General features: G+C 66.9%; 20 protein-coding genes. 14 read left to right on the top strand and 6 right to left on the bottom strand.

What is annotated here, in order from left to right; all coding sequences use genetic code 11:
- Positions 1 to 64 precede the first annotated feature (64 nt).
- On the bottom strand, positions 65 to 310 hold the full coding sequence (locus tag ACQP1V_RS00855) for a CPCC family cysteine-rich protein (RefSeq protein ID WP_433417783.1): 246 nt from the start codon (positions 308 to 310) through the stop codon (positions 65 to 67).
- Positions 311 to 361: 51 nt separating this feature from the next.
- Positions 362 to 1,012, bottom strand: a complete 651-nt coding sequence (locus ACQP1V_RS00850; protein WP_433417780.1) for an HAD family hydrolase — start codon at positions 1,010 to 1,012, stop codon at positions 362 to 364.
- Positions 1,013 to 1,125: 113 nt separating this feature from the next.
- On the opposite strand from ACQP1V_RS00850, the gene ACQP1V_RS00845 reads away from it, so the two are divergent.
- Entirely contained in the window at positions 1,126 to 5,736 is a 4,611-nt protein-coding gene (locus ACQP1V_RS00845; RefSeq protein ID WP_433417777.1) for a tetratricopeptide repeat protein, read from the top strand.
- Positions 5,737 to 6,075: 339 nt separating this feature from the next.
- Entirely contained in the window at positions 6,076 to 6,219 is a 144-nt protein-coding gene (locus tag ACQP1V_RS00840; RefSeq protein ID WP_433417774.1) for a hypothetical protein, read from the top strand.
- A 1,110-nt stretch (positions 6,220 to 7,329) separates the two neighbouring features.
- On the opposite strand, the gene ACQP1V_RS00835 is transcribed toward ACQP1V_RS00840, so the two are convergent.
- Complete coding sequence (locus ACQP1V_RS00835; protein WP_433417771.1) at positions 7,330 to 7,617, bottom strand: GntR family transcriptional regulator; 288 nt, start codon at positions 7,615 to 7,617, stop codon at positions 7,330 to 7,332.
- A gap of 110 nt (positions 7,618 to 7,727) precedes the next feature.
- On the opposite strand from ACQP1V_RS00835, the gene ACQP1V_RS00830 reads away from it, so the two are divergent.
- Together ACQP1V_RS00830 and ACQP1V_RS00825 are read left to right on the top strand one after the other, a co-directional pair.
- Positions 7,728 to 8,543, top strand: a complete 816-nt coding sequence (locus tag ACQP1V_RS00830; protein WP_433417768.1) for an SAM-dependent methyltransferase — start codon at positions 7,728 to 7,730, stop codon at positions 8,541 to 8,543.
- Between the two features lie 154 nt (positions 8,544 to 8,697).
- Positions 8,698 to 8,994, top strand: coding sequence for a hypothetical protein (locus ACQP1V_RS00825; RefSeq protein ID WP_433417766.1), 297 nt, complete (start codon positions 8,698 to 8,700; stop codon positions 8,992 to 8,994).
- On the opposite strand, the gene ACQP1V_RS00820 is transcribed toward ACQP1V_RS00825, so the two are convergent.
- From ACQP1V_RS00820 to ACQP1V_RS00810, 3 genes are all read right to left on the bottom strand, one after another.
- A complete protein-coding gene (locus ACQP1V_RS00820) occupies positions 8,982 to 9,572 on the bottom strand; it encodes a phosphotransferase-like protein (protein WP_433417763.1) in 591 nt (196 codons plus the stop codon). The genes ACQP1V_RS00825 and ACQP1V_RS00820 overlap by 13 nt on opposite strands.
- On the bottom strand, positions 9,569 to 10,606 hold the full coding sequence (locus ACQP1V_RS00815; RefSeq protein WP_433417760.1) for an AAA family ATPase: 1,038 nt from the start codon (positions 10,604 to 10,606) through the stop codon (positions 9,569 to 9,571). Before ACQP1V_RS00815 ends, ACQP1V_RS00820 begins: the two co-directional genes overlap by 4 nt.
- Positions 10,607 to 10,891: 285 nt before the next feature.
- Positions 10,892 to 11,257 (bottom strand): winged helix-turn-helix domain-containing protein, encoded by a 366-nt coding sequence (locus tag ACQP1V_RS00810; protein ID WP_433417757.1) that lies wholly within the window; start codon positions 11,255 to 11,257, stop codon positions 10,892 to 10,894.
- A gap of 144 nt (positions 11,258 to 11,401) precedes the next feature.
- Here ACQP1V_RS00810 and ACQP1V_RS00805 point away from each other — a divergent pair, with 144 nt between their 5' ends.
- The 10 genes from ACQP1V_RS00805 to ACQP1V_RS00760 all read left to right on the top strand — a co-directional run bounded on the left by ACQP1V_RS00805 (position 11,402) and on the right by ACQP1V_RS00760 (position 18,265).
- Positions 11,402 to 11,734: a hypothetical protein gene (locus ACQP1V_RS00805; RefSeq protein ID WP_433417754.1), complete on the top strand. Its 333-nt coding sequence runs from the start codon at positions 11,402 to 11,404 to the stop codon at positions 11,732 to 11,734.
- Positions 11,734 to 13,107, top strand: a complete 1,374-nt coding sequence (locus ACQP1V_RS00800) for an FtsK/SpoIIIE domain-containing protein (RefSeq protein ID WP_433417751.1) — start codon at positions 11,734 to 11,736, stop codon at positions 13,105 to 13,107. The genes ACQP1V_RS00805 and ACQP1V_RS00800 overlap by 1 nt, the downstream gene beginning before the upstream one ends.
- Before the next feature lie 33 nt (positions 13,108 to 13,140).
- The gene (locus ACQP1V_RS00795) at positions 13,141 to 13,884 is read left to right on the top strand and encodes a DUF2637 domain-containing protein (protein WP_433417748.1); all 744 of its coding nucleotides are present in this window, start codon (positions 13,141 to 13,143) and stop codon (positions 13,882 to 13,884) included.
- A 14-nt stretch (positions 13,885 to 13,898) separates the two neighbouring features.
- Complete coding sequence (locus ACQP1V_RS00790; RefSeq protein ID WP_433417745.1) at positions 13,899 to 14,264, top strand: hypothetical protein; 366 nt, start codon at positions 13,899 to 13,901, stop codon at positions 14,262 to 14,264.
- Positions 14,265 to 14,285: 21 nt separating this feature from the next.
- Positions 14,286 to 14,450 carry a hypothetical protein gene (locus ACQP1V_RS00785; protein WP_433417742.1) on the top strand — a complete coding sequence of 55 codons (165 nt, stop codon included), beginning with the start codon at positions 14,286 to 14,288 and terminating at the stop codon, positions 14,448 to 14,450.
- 5 nt (positions 14,451 to 14,455) lie between these two features.
- A complete protein-coding gene (locus tag ACQP1V_RS00780; protein ID WP_433417739.1) occupies positions 14,456 to 14,590 on the top strand; it encodes a hypothetical protein in 135 nt (44 codons plus the stop codon).
- A 102-nt stretch (positions 14,591 to 14,692) separates the two neighbouring features.
- The gene (locus ACQP1V_RS00775) at positions 14,693 to 16,075 is read left to right on the top strand and encodes a replication initiator (RefSeq protein WP_433417736.1); all 1,383 of its coding nucleotides are present in this window, start codon (positions 14,693 to 14,695) and stop codon (positions 16,073 to 16,075) included.
- A complete protein-coding gene (locus tag ACQP1V_RS00770; RefSeq protein ID WP_433417733.1) occupies positions 16,072 to 16,263 on the top strand; it encodes a helix-turn-helix transcriptional regulator in 192 nt (63 codons plus the stop codon). The genes ACQP1V_RS00775 and ACQP1V_RS00770 overlap by 4 nt, the downstream gene beginning before the upstream one ends.
- Positions 16,260 to 17,630: a tyrosine-type recombinase/integrase gene (locus ACQP1V_RS00765; RefSeq protein ID WP_433417730.1), complete on the top strand. Its 1,371-nt coding sequence runs from the start codon at positions 16,260 to 16,262 to the stop codon at positions 17,628 to 17,630. Before ACQP1V_RS00770 ends, ACQP1V_RS00765 begins: the two co-directional genes overlap by 4 nt.
- Positions 17,631 to 17,905: 275 nt before the next feature.
- The gene (locus ACQP1V_RS00760; protein ID WP_433417727.1) at positions 17,906 to 18,265 is read left to right on the top strand and encodes a hypothetical protein; all 360 of its coding nucleotides are present in this window, start codon (positions 17,906 to 17,908) and stop codon (positions 18,263 to 18,265) included.
- Positions 18,266 to 18,351 lie beyond the last annotated feature (86 nt).

The raw sequence follows: 18,351 nt of genomic DNA, 5'->3' as shown, positions 1-18,351 counted from the left end.
TATATCCGGCTGCCGGGATTCCAACGATGTCCGTGATCGTCCAGGGCTGTTGTTCGCACCGGCGTTAGCAAGATCGACGGCTCGGATGCTCATGAGGGTAGGGAGATCGGACACTGCCGAGATACCGCGTGTCGCTTGCGCCGAACTCTCCGAAGTTTCGGCGCCCTTGCGTCAAGCTCAACTCGTAGTTTGGGCCACCACGAACCTCGTCAGCATCGTGGTCGTTCTGGCCGTCGTCCTCCCAGAAGCACACCGGGCAGATCTCAGACCCACCCCTCTCGTCAAGGGTGAGGTAGCCGCAACAGGGCACGGATAAAGATCGTCTGCTTTTGACTGGTAGATGCTCACGAAGGCCACTCGATCACCGCTCTCTGTGCAGGATCTCCATCGCCTGAAGCACATCTCTGACGACATGATCGGTGCAGTGTTCGTGCTCGGGCCAGGTGCCCCGGTCGACCCAGATCGTTCGGAGACCGGCTGCGCGTCCGCCGGCTATGTCGGCGGTGAGGTTGTCGCCGATCACCCATCCACCCTCGGCGAGAGTCGTGCCGCAGCGCTTGGCCGCGATCTCGAACAGGCCAACGTCCGGCTTCCGGATGCCCTCGATGCCGGAAAGCGCGTAGGCGTCCACGACCTTGGCCAATCCCGTTTGCTGGAGCTTGCCGAGCTGGTTGTCGGCAGTCCCGTTGGTGACGATTGCCACTCTCCACCCTGAGGCACGTAACTTGGACAGCCCGTCAAGTACCTCGGGACGGCTGTGCACGAGGTACGGCATCCGCCTTCGGTAGCGGCTCCATAGCTCCTCGACCGGCTCGGGCAACCCGAAGTGCTCGCGGACTTTGCTGAAGAACGTCTCACGATGCGGATAACCGGCCTGGTCGAGCGCAATGAGCCAGCCGACCGCTTCGCACCCCAAGTCGTGCTCGTCGGTGAATTCCACGCCCCACGCTCGGAATGCCTGATCCAGGTCGATGAGAGTGTTATCCAGGTCGAAAAGCGCTAGCCGTTGCACGGGCGCTCACAATATCCGTCGTGCCATCTTCTCGCATGAACGTTTTGGCTTTCTGGCTTGCGATTACGTAACAGGGCGCCTCGGCGTGGAGACGATGACTTACATATTGAGTCATGACCTTGTGGTGGCGTCTGGTGTCGGCTATGGGGGTGGCCTCCGCCGCCGCAGGGGCGGCCGCGTTGGCGGATGGCAAGCTGCTGGGAACTGCGACATGGGCCGCCATCGGCGGTACTGGCGGCGCCTTCGCGCCGACCCTGTGGGAATGGGCAAAGCAGCGCGCCGAAGGCAGAAGGAGCCCTGAGGGCAGAGCGGAGCTTCTGCCGGAAGCACCCAAGGAGAGCGTGGCGTACTTGCTGCACCCGTCGCGGCAGGTGGTCAAGTTCCAGGGGCGGGAACGTGAGATTGCCGAACTGCTGGCCTGGTGTCAGGGACCGGATGCCGGGCGGCTGCGGCTGCTGGTCGGACCGGGGGGCGTGGGTAAATCCCGACTGGCGGTGGAGCTGAGCAACCGTCTCGATCCCTCCTGGGGATTCATTGAAGTCCGTGACGATGCAGAGAAAGACGCCCTGTCGAAGTGGCGAGCAGCTGACAGCGGCAAGGTGCTGATGGTGGTGGACTACGCCGAGACACGTACCGACCTGCTTGGCCTGTTGCAGGAGGTCGCCGCCGACGAGGGACGCCAGGTGCGGGTACTGCTGCTGGCCCGCAGCGCTGGGGAATGGTGGCAACGCCTTGGCGGTGAGTCGGTGCGGATACGGCAGATGGTCGCCGCCGCAGGGCAGGGCATCCAACTCACCGAAGACAACACCATCGGCTCCGAGCGCGACGAGGTGATGCGGGCGATCCCGTACTTCGCCGCCAAGGTCGGGGTCGAGCCCCCCAGAGGGGTGAGTGTCGAGTTCGGTGACGGCCGGCCCCGGATCCTGGACCTGCACGCAGCTGCCCTGGTCGCGGTACTGCGCTCGACTCGTACGGGAGATTCGGAGGTGCAGTTAAAGGTCTCCGACGTACTGGATGAGCTGCTTGGTCACGAGCGCCGGTTCTGGCAGCAGAGCGCCAACGTCTGGGGGATCTTCGGTGGCGGGCATGGGTTGAGTCCCGTCGCGATCGAACAGGTGGTTGCGGTCGGCACCCTGCTAGGCGCAAGTGACCACGCTCAAGCGGTAGAGGTGGTGGAGCGGGTTTCCAACCGTCCAGCGGTTGTGGACGCGGGCCGGGTCGCACAGTGGCTGCGTGAGCTGTACCCGGCATCGGACGGTCATGAATGGCTGGGGCGCTTGCGTCCAGACCGGCTTGCGGAACTGCACGTCACACGGGAGTTAAGTAAAGCCCCACGACTGCTGGACGCTTGTATGGAACGAGTCGATGAGCGTCAGCGATGCCAGGCACTCGTGACCTTGGCTCGGGCCGCCCAGGAGCTTGATGCGGCCGGTGAGATGCTGCAACGCCTGCTCCCTGCAGTAGCTGGTGAGGTCGGCTCGCTCCCAGCGTCGCGGGAGACGCTGGCGACACTGTACGGCGCTTTGCCGTACCCCTCGGTCACCCTGGCTGAGGCACATGCCGTACTCGCCCGTCGACTGCTGGACAGCACCCCGGCCGATGCCGACACCGGGGAACGAGCAGGCTGGCTGTCTGTGTTTGGTCTTCATCTCTCGCAACTGGGCCGCCCGGCCGAGGCCCTGCCCGCAGCCGAAGAGGCTGTTGCCATCCGGCGGGAACTGGCTGCCGCCTACCCCGACCGCTACCGGCCCGACCTCGCTGCCTCGCTGTCCAACCTCGGCGTCTGCTTCTCGGAACTGGGCCGCCCCGCCGAAGCCCTGCCCGCAGCCGAAGAGGCCGCTGCCATATTCCGCGAGTTGGCTGCCGCCTACCCCGACCGCTACCGGCCTGACCTCGCCCGCTCGCTGTCCAACCTCGGCGTCTGCTTCTCGGAACTGGGCCGCCCCGCCGAGGCTCTACCAGTGGGAGAAGAAGCTGTAGCCATCCAGCGCGAGTTGGCCACCGCCTACCCCGACCGCTACCGGCCTGACCTCGCCCACTGGCTGTCCAACCTCGGCTTCTGCTTCTCGGAACTGGGCCGCCCCGCCGAAGCCCTGCCCGCAGCCGAAGAGGCCGCTGCCATATTGCGGGAACTGGCTGCCGCCTACCCCGACCGCTACCGGCCTGACCTCGCCCGCTCGCTGTCCAACCTGGGCGCGGCCTTCTCGCAACTGGGCCACCTGACCGAGGCCCTGCACGTAGCCGAAGAGGCCGCAGCCATCCGGCGGGAACTGGTCGCCACCTACCCCGACCAGTACCGGCCCGACCTCGCCCACTCGCTGTCCAACCTTGGTAATAGGTTCTCGGAACTCGGCCGCCCCGCCGAAGCCCTGCCCGCAGCCGAAGAGGCCGCAGCCATCCGGCGGGAACTGGTCGCCACCTACCCCGACCAGTACCGGCCCGACCTCGCCCACTCGCTGCACAGCCTCGGCGTCTGCTTCTCGGAACTGGGCCGCCCCGCCGAGGCTCTACCAGTGGAACAAGAAGCCGTCACCATCCGGCGCGGGTTGGCCGCCACTTACCCTGATCGGTACCGGCCTGACCTCGCCCGCTCGCTGTCCAACCTTGGTAATAGGTTCTCGGAACTCGGCCGCCACGTCGAAGCCCTGCCCGCAGCCGAAGAGGCCACTGCCATATTCCGCGAGTTGGCCGCCACTTACCCTGATCGGTACCGGCCTGACCTCGCCCACTCGCTGCACAGCCTCGGCGTCCGCCTCTCGGAACTGGGCCGCCACACTGAGGCTCTACCTGTGGAAGAGGAGGCTGTTGCCATCCGGCGGGAGCTGGTGGCGGCCGACCCCAACCGGTACCGGCCCGACCTCGCCCGCTCGCTGTATAACTTCGGCGCCACACTCTCGGAACTGGGCCGCCACACTGAGGCTCTACCTGTGGAAGAGGAGGCTGTTGCCATCCGGCGGGAGCTGGTGGCGGCCGACCCCGACCAGTACCGGCCCGACCTCGCCGCCTCGCTATCCAACCTCGGCGCCACACTCTCGGAACTGGGCCACCACACTGAGGCTCTACCTGTGGAAGAGGAGGCTGTTGCCATCCGGCGGGAGCTGGTGGCGGCCGACCCCGACCAGTACCGGCCCGACCTCGCCGCCTCGCTATCCAACCTCGGCGCCACACTCTCGGAACTCGGCCGCCCCGCCGAAGCCCTGCAGGTGGAAGAAGAGGCCGCTGCCATATTCCGGAACTTGGCCGCCACCTACCCCGACCAGTACCGGCCCGACCTCGCCCGCTCGCTATCCAACCTCGGCGCCACACTCTCGGAACTGGGCCACCACACTGAGGCTCTACCTGTGGAAGAGGAGGCTGTTGCCATCCGGCGGGAGCTGGTGGCGGCCGACCCCGACCAGTACCGGCCCGACCTCGCCGCCTCGCTATCCAACCTCGGCGCCACACTCTCGGAACTGGGCCGCCCCGCCGAAGCCCTGCCCGCAACTGAAGAGGCCGCTGCCATATTCCGGAACTTGGCCGCCACCTACCCTGACCGCTATCGGCCTGACCTCGCCGCCTCGCTGCACAACTTCGGCGCCATACTCTCGGAACTGGGCCGCCCCGCCGAAGCCCTGCAGGTGGAAGAAGAGGCCGTCGCCATCCGGCAAGACTTGGCCGCCGCCTACCCCGACCAGTACCGGCCCGACCTCGCCGCCTCGCTGCACAACTTCGGCGCCATACTCTCGGGGCTCGGCCGCCCCGCCGAAGCCCTGCGAGTGGAAGAAGAGGCCGTCGCCATGCGGCGCGAATTGGCCGCCGCCTACCCTGACCGCTACCGGCCTGAACTCGCCCGCTCGCTATCCAACCTCGGAAATAGGTTCTCGGAATTGGGCCGCCGCACTGAGGCCCTGCCAGCGGCAGAGGAGGCCGTCCTCGTTCTACTAGATTTGGCCGCCACCTACCCTGACCGGCACCGGCCCGACCTCGCCCGCTCGCTATCCAACCTCAGCGTCCGCCTCTCGGAACTGGGCCGCCACACTGAGGCTCTACCTGTGGAAGAGGAGGCTGTTGCCATGCGGCGCGAGTTGGCCGCCGCCTACCCTGACCGGTACCGGCCTGACCTCGCCCGCTCGCTATCCAACCTCAGCGTCCGCCTCTCGGAACTGGGCCGCCACACTGAGGCTCTACCTGTGGAAGAGGAGGCTGTTGCCATGCGGCGCGAGTTGGCCGCCGCCTACCCTGACCGGTACCGGCCTGACCTCGCCGTCTCGTTGTCCAACCTCGGCGTCTGCCTCTCGGAGCTCGGCCGCCCGGCCGAGGCCCTGCCCGCAACCCAAGAAGCCCATGACATCCGGCGGGAGCTGGTGGCGGCCTACCCCGACCGCTACCGATCCGACCTCGCCGCCTCGCTGCACAACTTCGGCGCCACACTCTCGGAACTGGGCCGCCACACTGAGGCTCTACCTGTGGAAGAGGAGGCTGTTGCCATGCGGCGCGAGTTGGCCGCCGCCTACCCTGACCGGTACCGGCCTGACCTCGCCCGCTCGCTATCCAACCTCGGCGCCACACTCTCGCGATTGGGCAGCCATACCGAGGCTCTGGCTGTGACCACGGAGGCCGTCACCATCTACCAGGACCTCGCTACGCGCGATCCTGGGCAGTTCCGCGAGGACTACGAAAGATCCATGAGAACACAGTGTTTTATGTTCGGCATGGACGATGAACAAGACTCCGCAGGGGCCTGATCGTCTCCACACATGTTCGCGATGTGGTCATCTCCTCGTCGGGCAGGCGCAGCCATGCCGGGCCGGACGCCTGGGGGCAAGCCGTCGTTCGTGTGTACATGTGGCCCGGTGACCTTCCTCGCCCGCTGGTTGCCCTGCCCGCTCTCGACGGCTTGACCTTGGGCGGCTGGTCTGGCATCCCTTCGTGGTGACCGACGAGGAGATGACCGCCCGTCCAGCTGCACCCTTTCCGGATCATCTCCGAGGAAGGCCGGGGGTGCAGGGGGCGGAGCCCCTTGCGGTTCTTCCCGGTGTCCGCGCCGAACCGGGCCGCGTCGCCCTGGTCGTCGTTCTCGATCGGTGGCTTTCGCTCGTCTGTGGTGTCTCGTCTCGGCGTTCCTGGAGCGCGCGGGCGGCGACGGCCGGGACCGGCCGAAGAGCCGCATGCCCGGCCGGCTGGCCGACCGGCGCGCGACGCGGGCCGCCGTAGGCGGGCCGCTTTAAAGACGTAGAGAAAGTTCTCATCCGTCACTCGGGTACACAGGACCGGCGCGCCTTGAGGACGCCATAAGCTCGTGCCGTGACTGGTCCAAACAGCCAGGAGCGGGAGCCGGGCGCTTCAGTATCGTTCTCCCCTCGCCCGGCGGCGCCAGGTCTTGGGCGCGATAACGTCAGGGAGATTGATGATCGAGAGCTGGCCGCGTTTCTCGCAGCCAGGGCGTTCGTCGAAATCCGGTACCTCGCCCGATGCGCCCGGCAACTGCCGGACCATGCCTCACCCGCCGACGACCTCGACCGCATCAGGTTTCTGGCGAACCTGTGCCATAACATGCCGCTGATCGCCAGACCGCACGACTGGCAGCCCTCTCGTAGGGGAGCGCCTATGAGTCGCCGGGATCGGGCCATGGTGGAACGGCCGATGAGTTGGACCTGGAACACTGCCGGTCCAGGAGGTCGTGCATGGATTCTTGAGCGCATCAGCGAGGACGGATGCCGCTGGACGCCTCCGCCGCCGCTTCCGACCCCCCGTAAGGGACATGCCTCGCTCAGCGCGCGGCAACGCATCAGCCTGCTGTGGGGCTGGCCGGTGAAGACGCCCTCCGGCCGTCAGCCACTTCCCCGCCAGGCACGCACCCTCAAAGCCGCGGACCGTGAAGCGATCTATGCCCTCTACCAGGAAGCTGGTCGCCTACGACTTGGCCTCGGCGAAGCCAGCCCGTGGCTGCGAGCCCACATGGACCCTAACGCCACCCACTTTCTCTTCCCTGATCCCGCGGCCTACCACTGGCCGGACCCGGACGCGGGACGGGGCTGGTGGCAGTGCCGTGTACTCCTGCGAATGGTCGACGGCGAGCAGGTGACCAGTTCACTAGCCGTGCTACCTGAGACGTTCATCGCCCTCCCTTCAACCGTCTCACGCTTCCGGCAACGCCGCCTCGCCCATATTGCCCGGGCGATAGAGCGGGACACCTCCCGCTGGAGACGCGACCACCAAACCGACTGCTCCCCCGAGCAATGCGGATACGCACCGGCCGAGGACCCGTCCGCGTAGGTAGGGGGCCTGGTTCTTGTTATCGGTGTCTGGATGTAGTTGGTGGCAAGTCCCCGCGAGGGTCAGCGGGGTGCGGGAGATGCGGCCTGCTGGTCGTCGGCTGGTGGCTCTTCCCAGTGAGAAGGGTCGGAGACGTAGGAACCAAGCCCGGGCTCGGTGTGAATCAGTCCGGCTTGCCGGAGGGCGCGCATGACCTTCTGGCCGGTGGCGTTGGCGATCCCAAACTCTTCGACCAGGTTGATCAACGAGGGGATGCGTTCCCCAACCTTGTAGTGACCGGATCGGATCCGGTCACTGATGATCTTGTATACCTGGCGCCATCTGGGCTGACTCGTCTGCAACTCCACCACGCTGTGCACGCTAGGTGGATCATGACGTGACAGGCGATGGAGGCGCACCTAGCGCACCTAGCGCGCTACTGTTATTGTCGATCCGTTGGTACTCAGGCATTGGAGGCCGCATGCCGAACCGGATGCCCCTACCCCCGACCTTCACGACAGCCCCCAACATCGCCCGGATGTACGACTACTTCCTCGGCGGCAAGGAGAACTTCGCCGCGGACCGCGCTATTGCGGAGAAGATCGTGCGGCTCGTCCCGCAGGCGCGGACCTATGCGCGACTGAACCGCGAGTTCCTCGTGCGGGCGGTGCGGTTCCTCGCCGGTGAGGCCGGGATCACTCAGTTCGTCGACATCGGTTCCGGCCTGCCGACCCAACGGAACGTGCATGAGGTCACCCAACAGATCGACCCGGACGCTCGGATCGTCTACGTCGACAACGACCCGATGGTGCTCGTGCACGCGCGGGCGCTGCTGGCGACCGACGCCAACACGAGGGTGGCGAACGCTGATCTACGTAAGTCGTCCAGCGTCGTCGGGCATCGCGACGTGCTCAACCTGATCGACTGGTCCAAGCCGGTCGCGGTCCTGCTGGTGGCCGTACTGCACTTCGTCACCGACACTGACGACCCTCGCCGGATCATCGGCGAACTACGCGCGGCGATGGCGCCCGGCTCTTACCTGGTGATCTCCCACGTTGAGCGGCGTCCCGAGGTGGACAGGGCGGCTGACCTCTATCGGGATGCCAACGCGCCGGTCGTGCCGCGCACTGCGGAGGAGATCGCCGCACTGCTCAGCGGCTTGGACCTGGTGGAGCCGGGATTAGTCCGGCTGCCGCTATGGCGTCCGCAAGAGCTTGAGATGTGGCCCGAGGAGCTGGACGCTCCGCTGCTCGGGGCCGTTGGACGGGTGGCCTCCTTGTGCACTGGGGGTGGGTGAGGAGGCCACCGCTCAACCGCGCCCGCCGACGCCGGCCTTCCCCCAACCCGTCGGCGGGCGCCGCCCCCGCAGAGCCACACGCCCCCGAGTGCCCCTCTGCGGGGGCCACCATCGCCTACCCAGACACCCCCACCGGGAGAGGAGGACTGTCGGCATGGCAGCAGGCGGCCTGACCGTCGAGTACCACGGCATCCACCCGGCACCACCGAAAGCCGGATGGGAGAAACTCCCCTGGCAGGAATGCCACCCGCGCGCGAGCCGGATCCGGGTACTTGAGCACACCTGCGAATGCCAGGACATCGTCTACGAGCTGTGCCAGGCCGGGGGCCTGTATTTCACCCGCCGCCACTACCGCGCCGCCGATGGCGTTGTTGTGAGCGAGAGTGAATGGCTCCGTTCTGTCCTCGCCCGGCGGCTGTGGACGAACGTCCTGCTCGGTCACCTCCGATGACCGACCGACCCCGCCCCCTCCCCCTCAGCGGCAAGGGGGGTGAAGGCGCCGGCGATCTCCCGCGCCACCGCTACGGCCTCGGCATCCTGCGTGGCGATCGACAGGTCGAACGTCGCCGTCTCGGCGTGGGCGTGGAAGTCGGCTTGGGCCTCGCCCCACGCCTGGAGGCGCTTGCCGGTGTCGGGGTCGCCGCGGCTTCGGGAACGCTGCTCGCACACCTCGCGGGGAACCCAGAGTTGTATCTTCAACCAGTCGCCGCCGCTGGCTAGCTGGTGCAGGTCGGCGATGCTGCCGACATGCACGATCGGGACTTGACCGGCCTTGGCCATCGCCTCGACCGTGCGGGCGTCGATGGCGTAGACGTTGCCGTACCGGCGGGTCTCGACCAGCAACCGCCCGGCCTCGCGGAGTTCCTCCAGGTGCTCGGCGGTGACGAAGTCGTACTCATCGGCGCGGCCGGTGCCGACCTTGAGCTTGCGGAGCAGGGTGAACCGTTGATCGATGTCGGCAAGTGCGGCTGTGATGGTGCTTTTACCGCTAGCTGGCGGGCCGTACAGCACGATGCCGCGCACCCTCACGCGAGAATCCGCTTGAGCGCTTCGCGGGTCTGGTCAGCGAGGCTGATCGCCGCGCCGAGCCGGTTGTCTACGGTGACGTGTGCCGTGGGCGGGCTTGCCTCGACCTTGAGCCCTGCCGCGTACTGGTCCCAGTTGCTCAGCTTCCACGCGTCGCGGGCCGCGGCGCGGAACTCGATGTACTCCCGCATGGACTCCGGATCGCAGCGAACCCAGATCGCGGCAACGTCGATGCCCTTGGCGGCGCACCGATTCTCCAGCCGGGCGAACCACGCCTCATCGTTCAACTCCGCGATGAACGGCGCGGACAAGATGCTTGAGGTGCCGACGTTGAGGTTGTCCCACGCGGTCTCCATCAGGCACCGGTACTCCAGCGGGCGGACCTCTTTGAGGTACAGGTCGGTGTGCCGGTCGTGAGGATCGCCGCCCAGGGAAATGAGCAGCCGTTCGACGATCGCGCGAGTCAGAGAATCCTTGTCCAAGAACGCCCAGCCGGTGATGTCGGACAGGAAGCGGGAGAACTCCGTCTTGCCCGATCCGGCATACCCGCCGACGAGGACGAGGATCGGTTTGGGGCTGCCTCCGCCGTGGCGTCTGCGCCAGGCGTCGACCACGCGGGCGCGCAGGAGAGCTTGTGGGGTGTCTCCTGGCTCGATGCCGCCGATGGAGACCTTGGTGAACGCTTCTTCGATGACCTGGGCGGCGGCGTTGTCGGTGGCGGGGTCCGTGGGCGCGGGTAATTCGGAAATCACAATTTCCGCTTTCTGTGATTCACCGGGCAAGGGAGGGCGAAAGCCTAGTTCAGGCTCCGTTGCCTGATAAAGCAGACAGTACGCGCGTCGATAATGCGGGCCGGGGAAGATGGTTCCCTGCTCGTGTCCCCACAGGGTTTGGAAGTTCGCCGCCGGTACGGCAAGGCCGTGGCGGCTGGCCGCGAGCCGGAGACGTTCACCCGCCGCTTCGAGGGTGAGGCCATGTGCTTCACGGTGTTCTCGCAGGCGGGAAGGGGTCCAGCCGGGTCGCTGGGTCGTCTTCATTGCATACCTTCGCCTTCACGCTCGGGGTGGTGGTGCGCGGTGTGCGGTCGTGCATGTGAAAACGCTCGTGTAAACGCCCGTTGAGACGGACTGAAAAATCTTAACTAGATCGGTGTGATACCGGAAACCCGCAGCTCACGGTGAACTTGAGCCATCCCGAAAGGGCGAAAGACGCCAGGGATGAGCGAGGAGAGACGAGCGTGAATGCGGACGAGCGGCGCATCATTCAAGAGCTGGCCGAAATGCGGGCGGAGCTGGAGGAGTTGGCCTGCCGAGTCGCGGAGATCACTTCAGCTTTGGAAACACCGCCGATTCCAGAGCGGCAAGCCGATCCCCCAACTCCTTGACCGATGCGCGCATCTGGGCAAGCTGGTCCAGGATCTCGGCGTTGATACCGGACGGCTCGGGCTCGGCGGCCGGTGCCGGGGCTTCGCGGACGAACACGCCCTTGCCCTGCTGGCCGATCACGAGCCCCTCAGTACGGAGCACGCTGATTGCGGACTTGACCACGCTGGCGGAGACCTCGAACCGCTCGCAGAGCTGCGCGATGGACGGCAGGGCCGTACCGGGCGGCAGTGAGCCAGCGCGAATCTGGGCGCGCAGCTCGTCAACGATCTGCAAGTAGGCCGGCCGGCCGGTCTTCTCCACCATCGGTGCTCTCCTCGTCTCCGCCCTCCAGTTGAGCACACCCAGGTAAAGAAACCAACCAAGTCCTCGAAGCACTCCTTGACAGCTTAGAATTCCAAGCGTTCCATGTACTCCAAGTAGTCTCACTCCGATCAAAGGAAACCGATCATGCGCAACATCCCGATCCCCGTCGACGTCACCCGACTGTCGGTCTCCGTCGCCAAGGCCGCCCGGCCGCGCCTGGTGAGCAAGGAGACCGGAGAGGTCAAGCGGGACCGCGACGGCAACGTCATGTACGAGGTCACCCTCATGGTTGAAGACGAGTTCGGCCGGATGGAGCTCGTCAAGGTCAGCGTCACCCCGGAACCACAGGTCTCGGCAGGGGACGAGGTGATCCCGGTCGGCCTGGTCGGCTACGTCTGGGAGCAGGCAGGCCGGTGGGGCATCTCCTACCGCGCCCAGTCCTTCACCCCGATCACGGCTGGTGCGGGGGTGAACTGATGCCCGACATCCCCCAGCCGATCCTGCTCGCCGTCGCCGCCCTGGTCATCCTCCTGGCCTGGCGGCGGTGGGCGCCGGTCTCGTACTGGTACCTGCTGGTCTTCCCACGCAAAGCGATCTGGCTGCGCTGGTCCTGGCGGCACGTCGCCTCCGGCTGCGGGCTCACGAAGAAGCGGCACCGCTGGTGGTTCACCACCGTTCCCGGTCTGGTCGCCTCGACCGGTGTTGTCCGGGTCAAGCGGCGGTTCCAGCGGGTCGCCGTCGATACCAAGCCGTGGATGGGCCTGCCTCGTCCGGTGCGGCACGGCTTCCGCATCACCTTCCACCTGCTGGATGGGCAGATCCCCGAGGACTACGCCAAGATCTGCGACCGGCTGGCGCACGCCTGGCGGATCGAAGCTGTCCGCGTGGTCGGCTCCCGGCCCGGCCGGGTCACCGTGCAGGGGATCAACCGCGACCCTTTAGCGCACGTCGCCCCCGCCCTGGCTCCCGCTGAACCGGCGGACGGCTGGCGAGCCGAAGACCTCCTGCGGCCGGTGGTCGGGGTGCTGGAGACCGGCGCGGCCTGGCGGATGGATCTACGGCTGATCCCGCACTGGATGAACGCGGGCGCGACCCAGTCCGGCAAGTCCAACCTGATCAACGCGCTCATCGTCGGCCTCGCACCGCAACCGGTCGCCCTGGTCGGGTTCGACCTCAAAGGCGGGGTTGAGCTGTCCCCGTACGCGCAGCGGTTGACCGCCCTGGCGACGACGCGTGGGGAGTGTCTGGAGCTGCTGGCTGACCTGATCGCGGTCATGGGCGCTCGGATGCTCGCCTGCCGTCGGTACGGGGTGCGTGACATCTGGCAGCTCCCCGACGGCGCGCGGCCGATCCCGGTCGTGCTCCTGGTAGATGAGGTGGCTGAGCTGTTCCTGACCGCTGACAGGGCGGAGAAGGACCAGGTCACCCAGACGGCTACCGCACTGTTGCGGATCGCTCAGCTCGGGCGGGCGTTCGGCATCCATCTCGTGCTGTCGGGTCAGCGGATCGGCTCCGACCTCGGCCCTGGTGTGACCGCGCTGCGGGCGCAGATCGGCGGCCGGGTCTGCCACCGCGTGAACGATCCGGAAACCGCGGTGATGACGCTCGGGGACCTCGACCCCGACGCGCTGGTTGCCGCCCGGTCGATCCCGCCGGAGCTGCCCGGCGTCGCCGTGGTCACCGGGAGCGATGGCCGCTGGTACCGCGCTCGATCCGGCTACGTCTCCACCTCGGCGGCGGAGCAGGCCGCCGAGACCTACACCGCCGTGACGCCCTCATGGTCGCAGGTCGCCGCCTCCGGCCTGGGCCATGAGCTTCCCGCCAACGGCAGTCCCGAACTCGCCGCCTGACAACCGGCCTGTGGCATGAAAGGAGAACGCCAGATGGGTGTGACGCTGTCCCACATCGGGGCGCGGGCGGTCGACTCCGGGCCGGTCGTCGTCCTGGCCGCGATCGCCGGGGCCGGCAGCTTCACCCACATCCGCGACACCGCCGCCGCCAGCGGACAGAGCGGCTGGATGGCCTGGGCCGTGGCGGTCTGCGTCGACCTCACCTGTGTCATGGCCGCCCGGGAACGCCAGCGAGACAAGAAAGCCGGCCGCGCCCGGCGGGGCTGGGTGTCGTGGCCGACGCTCGTCCTCGTCTCCGGGATCGTCCTGTCCCTGGCCGCCAACCTCCACCAGGCCGACCCGACCGTGTGGGGGTGGCTGACCGCCGCGACTCCTGCAGGGGCGTTCCTGGTCGCGGTGTCGATGCTCGAACGGCGGGCCTCCGGCCCTCGGCTGGAGCCGCTCCCGGCCCCGCCCTCAGCCGCCGTCCCGGCGTCCTCGCCGGCCAGCACCTCGCCATCCGCCTCCACTGCCCTCGCCGTCCTCGACGGCCCGGCGTCGTCCTCATTGGTCGATGGCGGGCCGTCCTCCGTCCCGGCTCTCGTCCCTACCGACGAGGACGAGTCTCCGGGACCGTCCCCGGCGCTCGTCGACTACGCCCGGCGCGTGGCCGACGAACACCACTCCAAGCACGGCAAGCCGATCACCCGTGACCTGCTGCGCGCCCGCCTGGGCGTGTCCAACCAACTCGCCTCAGACCTGCTCCGCACCCTGCGCACCGCAACCGACGCCCTCTGAAAGGACCAACCACCATGCCCACCATCGACCGAACCGCCGTTATCACCGGCCTGCGCGCCCTGACTGCCTTCCTGGAGGCCAACCCAGCCGTCCCCGTCCCCGACTTCCCCATCCTGATCCGCTGCTTCCCCAAGCGAGGGAGCGACACCGAGATGCGTGCGGAGGTCGACCGCATCGCCGAACTCCTCGGAACCGAGATCGACCCGGACGACCTGCCGTTCGGCCACTACACGACCGGCCTCGACTTCAGCCCGATCCGCTACGAGGTGACCGCCATCCTCGCCGATGCTCGCGCCCGCCACGCGGCCGAAAGCAGCTACTACGGCTGCGTCCAGCCGGACCCCATCGACTCGACCACCGGCTCGGCTTCCGCCGCCTGACCACGAAAGGAAATCCCGATCATGCGAATCCGTATCGACGGCACCCGCGCCGAACTCGCCTACACCATCAACAAGATCGCCGCGGCCCTCCCCGTCGGCTCCATCTCGCCGATCTACCGCCGCCGACGCCCGTACTCCTGGCGCGTGTTCATCGACACCGCCCCCAACCGCACCGGAACGAGGTAGGCCGCATGACCCCCGATCAGGAGGACGCCCGGCCCGTCGACCTCACGCCGAAGCGCTGGCAGTGCTGCTGGTGCGGGGGAACCGGCGTCGACAGCCACGGCGAGACCTGCCCGCACTGCGAGGGCCTCGGCTTCTGCTGAGCCTCGGCGCCCCCGGCGTGACCACACATCCGCCAAGACGCTCGTCACGTCGGGGGCCATCCCACATCCGAACCGCGAAGCCCGGAAGGGACGCACCCCATCATGCCAACCACCCATGCCAAAGCTGGACTGATAGCCCGGCTCCACGACCCGCAATACGCCCGCTGGGCCTCACAGATCCGCCGTACCGGCGGCTGCCGACAGCCCGTCCACCTGCGCGGCAAAGTCGAACACATCGACTGCGCCACCGGCCAGCTCCTCCACCGCTACAGCACCCACCTCGAACCGAACGGCGTCCTGCGGGTCGCGTGCAAGACCCGCCGCGCCTCGCGCTGCCCGTCCTGCGCCGAGACCTACCGGGCCGACACCTACCAACTCGTCCGCGCGGGCCTCGTCGGCGGGAAAGGCGTCCCGGAGACGGTGACCGCTCACCCGTGCTTGTTCGTCACCCTCACCGCCCCATCGTTCGGCGTCGTTCACACCAAGGCGGAGAAGAACGGCAAGATCCAGCCCTGCCACGCCCGCCGCAACGCCGAGACCTGCCCGCACGGCGTGGTCATGTCCTGCACCGCCCGACACGGGGCCGACGAGTCATGCCTTGGTGAGCCGCTGTGCCCGGACTGCTACGACTACGCCGGATCGGTGCTCTTCAACGCCACCGCCCCCGAACTGTGGCGGCGCTTCACCGAAGCACTTCGCCGGCGCTTCGCCCGCGCCTCTGGCCTGACCTTGAAGGAGCTGCGGGAACAGCTCGTCATCTCCTTCGCCAAGGTCGCCGAATACCAGCGCCGTGGCGTCGTCCACTTCCACGCCGTGATCCGCCTCGACGGCCCCGACGGACCCACCTCCCCGCCTCCCGACTGGGCAACCGCCGACGCCCTGGCCGACGCCGTGCGGCACGCCGCCTCCGCCGTCACCGTCACCATCCCGGCCGTGGCCGGGGAACCGTCGCGGGTCCTGCAATGGGGCGATCAGCTCGACGCCCAGCAAATCACCATGAACGGCGAACTCACCGAACAGGCCGTCGCCGCCTACATCGCCAAGTACGCCACCAAAGCCGCCGAATGCGTCGGCACCCTGGACCGGCGCATCCAGCTCCTCGACGACCTGGCCGCGCTGCCTGTCCGCGAGCACGCCCGGCGACTGATCGCCGAATGCCTCCGGCTCGGCTCACTGGACGAGCTGGCCGACCTACGGCTGATCCAGTGGGCACACATGCTCGGCTTCCGCGGCCACTTCTCCACCAAATCCCGCCGCTACTCCACCACGCTGGGTGCCCTGCGCGCCGCTCGCGCTGACCACATGCGCGACGAGCAGATCACCACGGGACGGCTCCCTCTCTTCGAGGAAGACACCGTTCTCGTCATCGCGCACTGGGAGTACGCCGGACAGGGCCTCTCGGCCGGAGACGCCCTCCTCGCCGCCGCCCTGATGGGCACCGCCTCACCTCTCTCTCCCACACCAGTCGGGGGTGACGCCCGATGACGCGCAATGACCGGCTTCTCACCCTGCCCGAAGTGCTCGACGAGCTTGGCGGCGTTTCCCGCCGGACCTTCTACCGCTGGCGCGAACTCGGCCACGCACCCAAGTGCATCAAGCTCCCGAACGGCGAACTCCGCGTCTGGCGAAGCGACTTCGCGACCTGGCTGGAAACCCTCCGGGAGGTCGCGTGAACACCTCCTATGACGTGAAGTTCTGGGACATCCGCCGGAATGCCTCCAGCAAGACTCCGTCCTACGTCGTCCGTTGGAAGGTGAGCGGGCGGGAGAAATCCAAGACACTCAGAACGAAAGCCTTGGCCGAGAGTTTCCTGTCCGACCTGCGACAGGCGGCGAAACGAGGAGAGGGATTCGACCTCGCCACCGGCCTCCCAACGTCCATGGTCAAGATCAAGGCCGCGGTCACGTGGTTCGCCTTCGCCCTTGCATACATCGATATGAAGTGGCCCCATGCTGCGGCGAAGACCCGCGACAGCTTGACGGATGCCCTCGCCACCGTGACCCCGGCACTCGTCAACGACGATGCCAACGACGCCCCGGACCCTCTTGTCCTACGGGAAGCGCTCCGGCAATACGCCCTGCCGCCGGCCTGCCGGGAAATCAGCCAGCCCGAAGACATCCGTAAGGCTCTCTCCTGGCTTGATCGGCATTCCTTCCACATCTCGGACCTGGCCAAGGTTCGTAACGTACGGATCGGCCTCGACGCGCTGACACTCCGGCTCGATGGCAGGGCCGCAGCGGCAACCACCATCGCCCGTAAGCGGTCCGTCTTCTACAACGCACTTCAGTACGCGGTGGACCTGGAAGAGCTGGCCGCCAATCCGATCGACAAGGTCAAGGCGTGGAAGCCTCCCAAGGTTCGCGAGGTGGTTGATCGGCGCGTGGTGGTCAATCCCAAGCAGGCGCGCGAGCTGCTGACGGCTGTGACATACGTGGGCCGCCTCTCTCGCGGGCGCCACCTCCGCGCGTTCTTCGCCTGCCTCTACTTCGCCGGCCTTCGCCCCGCGGAAGCTCTCGGCCTCCGTAAGCAGGACTGCCACCTTCCGGAAACCGGCTGGGGCCGCCTCATCTTGGTGAAATCGAAGCCACAGGCCAACAAGAAATGGACGAACAGCGGACAGGCTCACGACGATCGTGGGCTAAAGCACCGCGCCCAGAACGAGGGCCGTCCCGTCCCGATCCCACCTGAGCTGGTAACCATCCTTCGCGAGCACATTAAGCAGTTCGGCGTTCATGACGACGGGCGCCTGTTCCGTACGTCACGCGGTGGCGTGATCTCCATCGGGACATACTGTGACACCTGGAAGGCGGCGCGAGCCCTGGCGCTGACTCCCGACCAGGTGGTTTCTCCACTGGCTGCCCGGCCGTACGACCTGCGTCACGCTGCGGTAAGCCTCTGGCTCAATGCCGGAGTCTCAGCCCCCGATGTGGCCGAACGGGCGGGTCACGGGGTAGACGTCCTGCTCAAGGTCTATGCCAAGTGCATAGACGGCGGCGCAGAAATCGCCAACCAGAGAATTGACTTCGCTCTGAACTTATGATCAGGGCCAGGGGGCGGGCCTCGGAGAGAGTGCCGGGGTCTGTTCCTATGGTTCATAACTTGACGTCCGGTCCTTGCTAGGTCCCTTCAACCGCCTGTCGGTGTTGACGGCATTTCGGGCAGTACCCGCAGCGGAGAGCTGGCGTTCGAAATTGGCGGTTCCCCCGCCCCGAGGCAGTACCCGGAGTACTTGGTCCGTTTCCGGGACGTCGATGCCGTTGAGCGCGTAGGATTAACACCTAATAGATCCCACTAGTGATTAATAGGAGATCAACGATGGCAGCTGCCGGGATCGCCGAGTTGAGAGCAAAACTGCAGCGGCTACACGAGGACTACATCAGGAAATCCAAGCAAGCGTTAGCGGCCTTGGAACGCGAAGAACGTGCGATCAAGCGAGAGATCGCCGCAAAGATTAAGACGGCCGGCCAGCTCAAGGTTCTGATGCGCCTAACTGCAGGTCCGACTGTGACTAGTTACAACTCTGCACGCTACCCGTGTGGACGTGTCACATTCAGAGATAACTACAAGGAGCTAGCAGAAGCGGATGCGCAGGGCCGCGGCCTGCTGCGGTGTACGGCCTGCAACTGGTCACGCCACGAAATGGACGAAGCCGAGCATCCGAGCGACGGTTCGTAGCATCGTCAGGCCACATTGCCTCATGCCTGATAGTCTGACCGGCTGCCCTTCCCCCAACCGCCGTCCAAGCCACAGGCGGACGCCAC

It is taken from the genome of Microtetraspora malaysiensis, from assembly GCF_050947145.1.
GTDB classification, from domain to species: Bacteria; Actinomycetota; Actinomycetes; order Streptosporangiales; family Streptosporangiaceae; genus Microtetraspora_A; species Microtetraspora_A malaysiensis.
This window is presented reverse-complemented; position numbering and strand designations above follow the sequence as displayed.

Coding starts and splice junctions, on each gene's coding strand:
- ACQP1V_RS00815 (WP_433417760.1), bottom strand. CDS start 10,606: ATGAAGACGACCCAGCGACCCGGCTGGACCCCTTCCCGCCTGCGAGAA.
- ACQP1V_RS00770 (WP_433417733.1), top strand. CDS start 16,072: ATGACGCGCAATGACCGGCTTCTCACCCTGCCCGAAGTGCTCGACGAG.
- ACQP1V_RS00780 (WP_433417739.1), top strand. CDS start 14,456: ATGACCCCCGATCAGGAGGACGCCCGGCCCGTCGACCTCACGCCGAAG.
- ACQP1V_RS00790 (WP_433417745.1), top strand. CDS start 13,899: ATGCCCACCATCGACCGAACCGCCGTTATCACCGGCCTGCGCGCCCTG.
- ACQP1V_RS00800 (WP_433417751.1), top strand. CDS start 11,734: ATGCCCGACATCCCCCAGCCGATCCTGCTCGCCGTCGCCGCCCTGGTC.
- ACQP1V_RS00830 (WP_433417768.1), top strand. CDS start 7,728: ATGCCGAACCGGATGCCCCTACCCCCGACCTTCACGACAGCCCCCAAC.
- ACQP1V_RS00805 (WP_433417754.1), top strand. CDS start 11,402: ATGCGCAACATCCCGATCCCCGTCGACGTCACCCGACTGTCGGTCTCC.
- ACQP1V_RS00825 (WP_433417766.1), top strand. CDS start 8,698: ATGGCAGCAGGCGGCCTGACCGTCGAGTACCACGGCATCCACCCGGCA.
- ACQP1V_RS00845 (WP_433417777.1), top strand. CDS start 1,126: ATGACCTTGTGGTGGCGTCTGGTGTCGGCTATGGGGGTGGCCTCCGCC.
- ACQP1V_RS00795 (WP_433417748.1), top strand. CDS start 13,141: ATGGGTGTGACGCTGTCCCACATCGGGGCGCGGGCGGTCGACTCCGGG.
- ACQP1V_RS00785 (WP_433417742.1), top strand. CDS start 14,286: ATGCGAATCCGTATCGACGGCACCCGCGCCGAACTCGCCTACACCATC.
- ACQP1V_RS00775 (WP_433417736.1), top strand. CDS start 14,693: ATGCCAACCACCCATGCCAAAGCTGGACTGATAGCCCGGCTCCACGAC.
- ACQP1V_RS00760 (WP_433417727.1), top strand. CDS start 17,906: ATGGCAGCTGCCGGGATCGCCGAGTTGAGAGCAAAACTGCAGCGGCTA.
- ACQP1V_RS00810 (WP_433417757.1), bottom strand. CDS start 11,257: ATGGTGGAGAAGACCGGCCGGCCGGCCTACTTGCAGATCGTTGACGAG.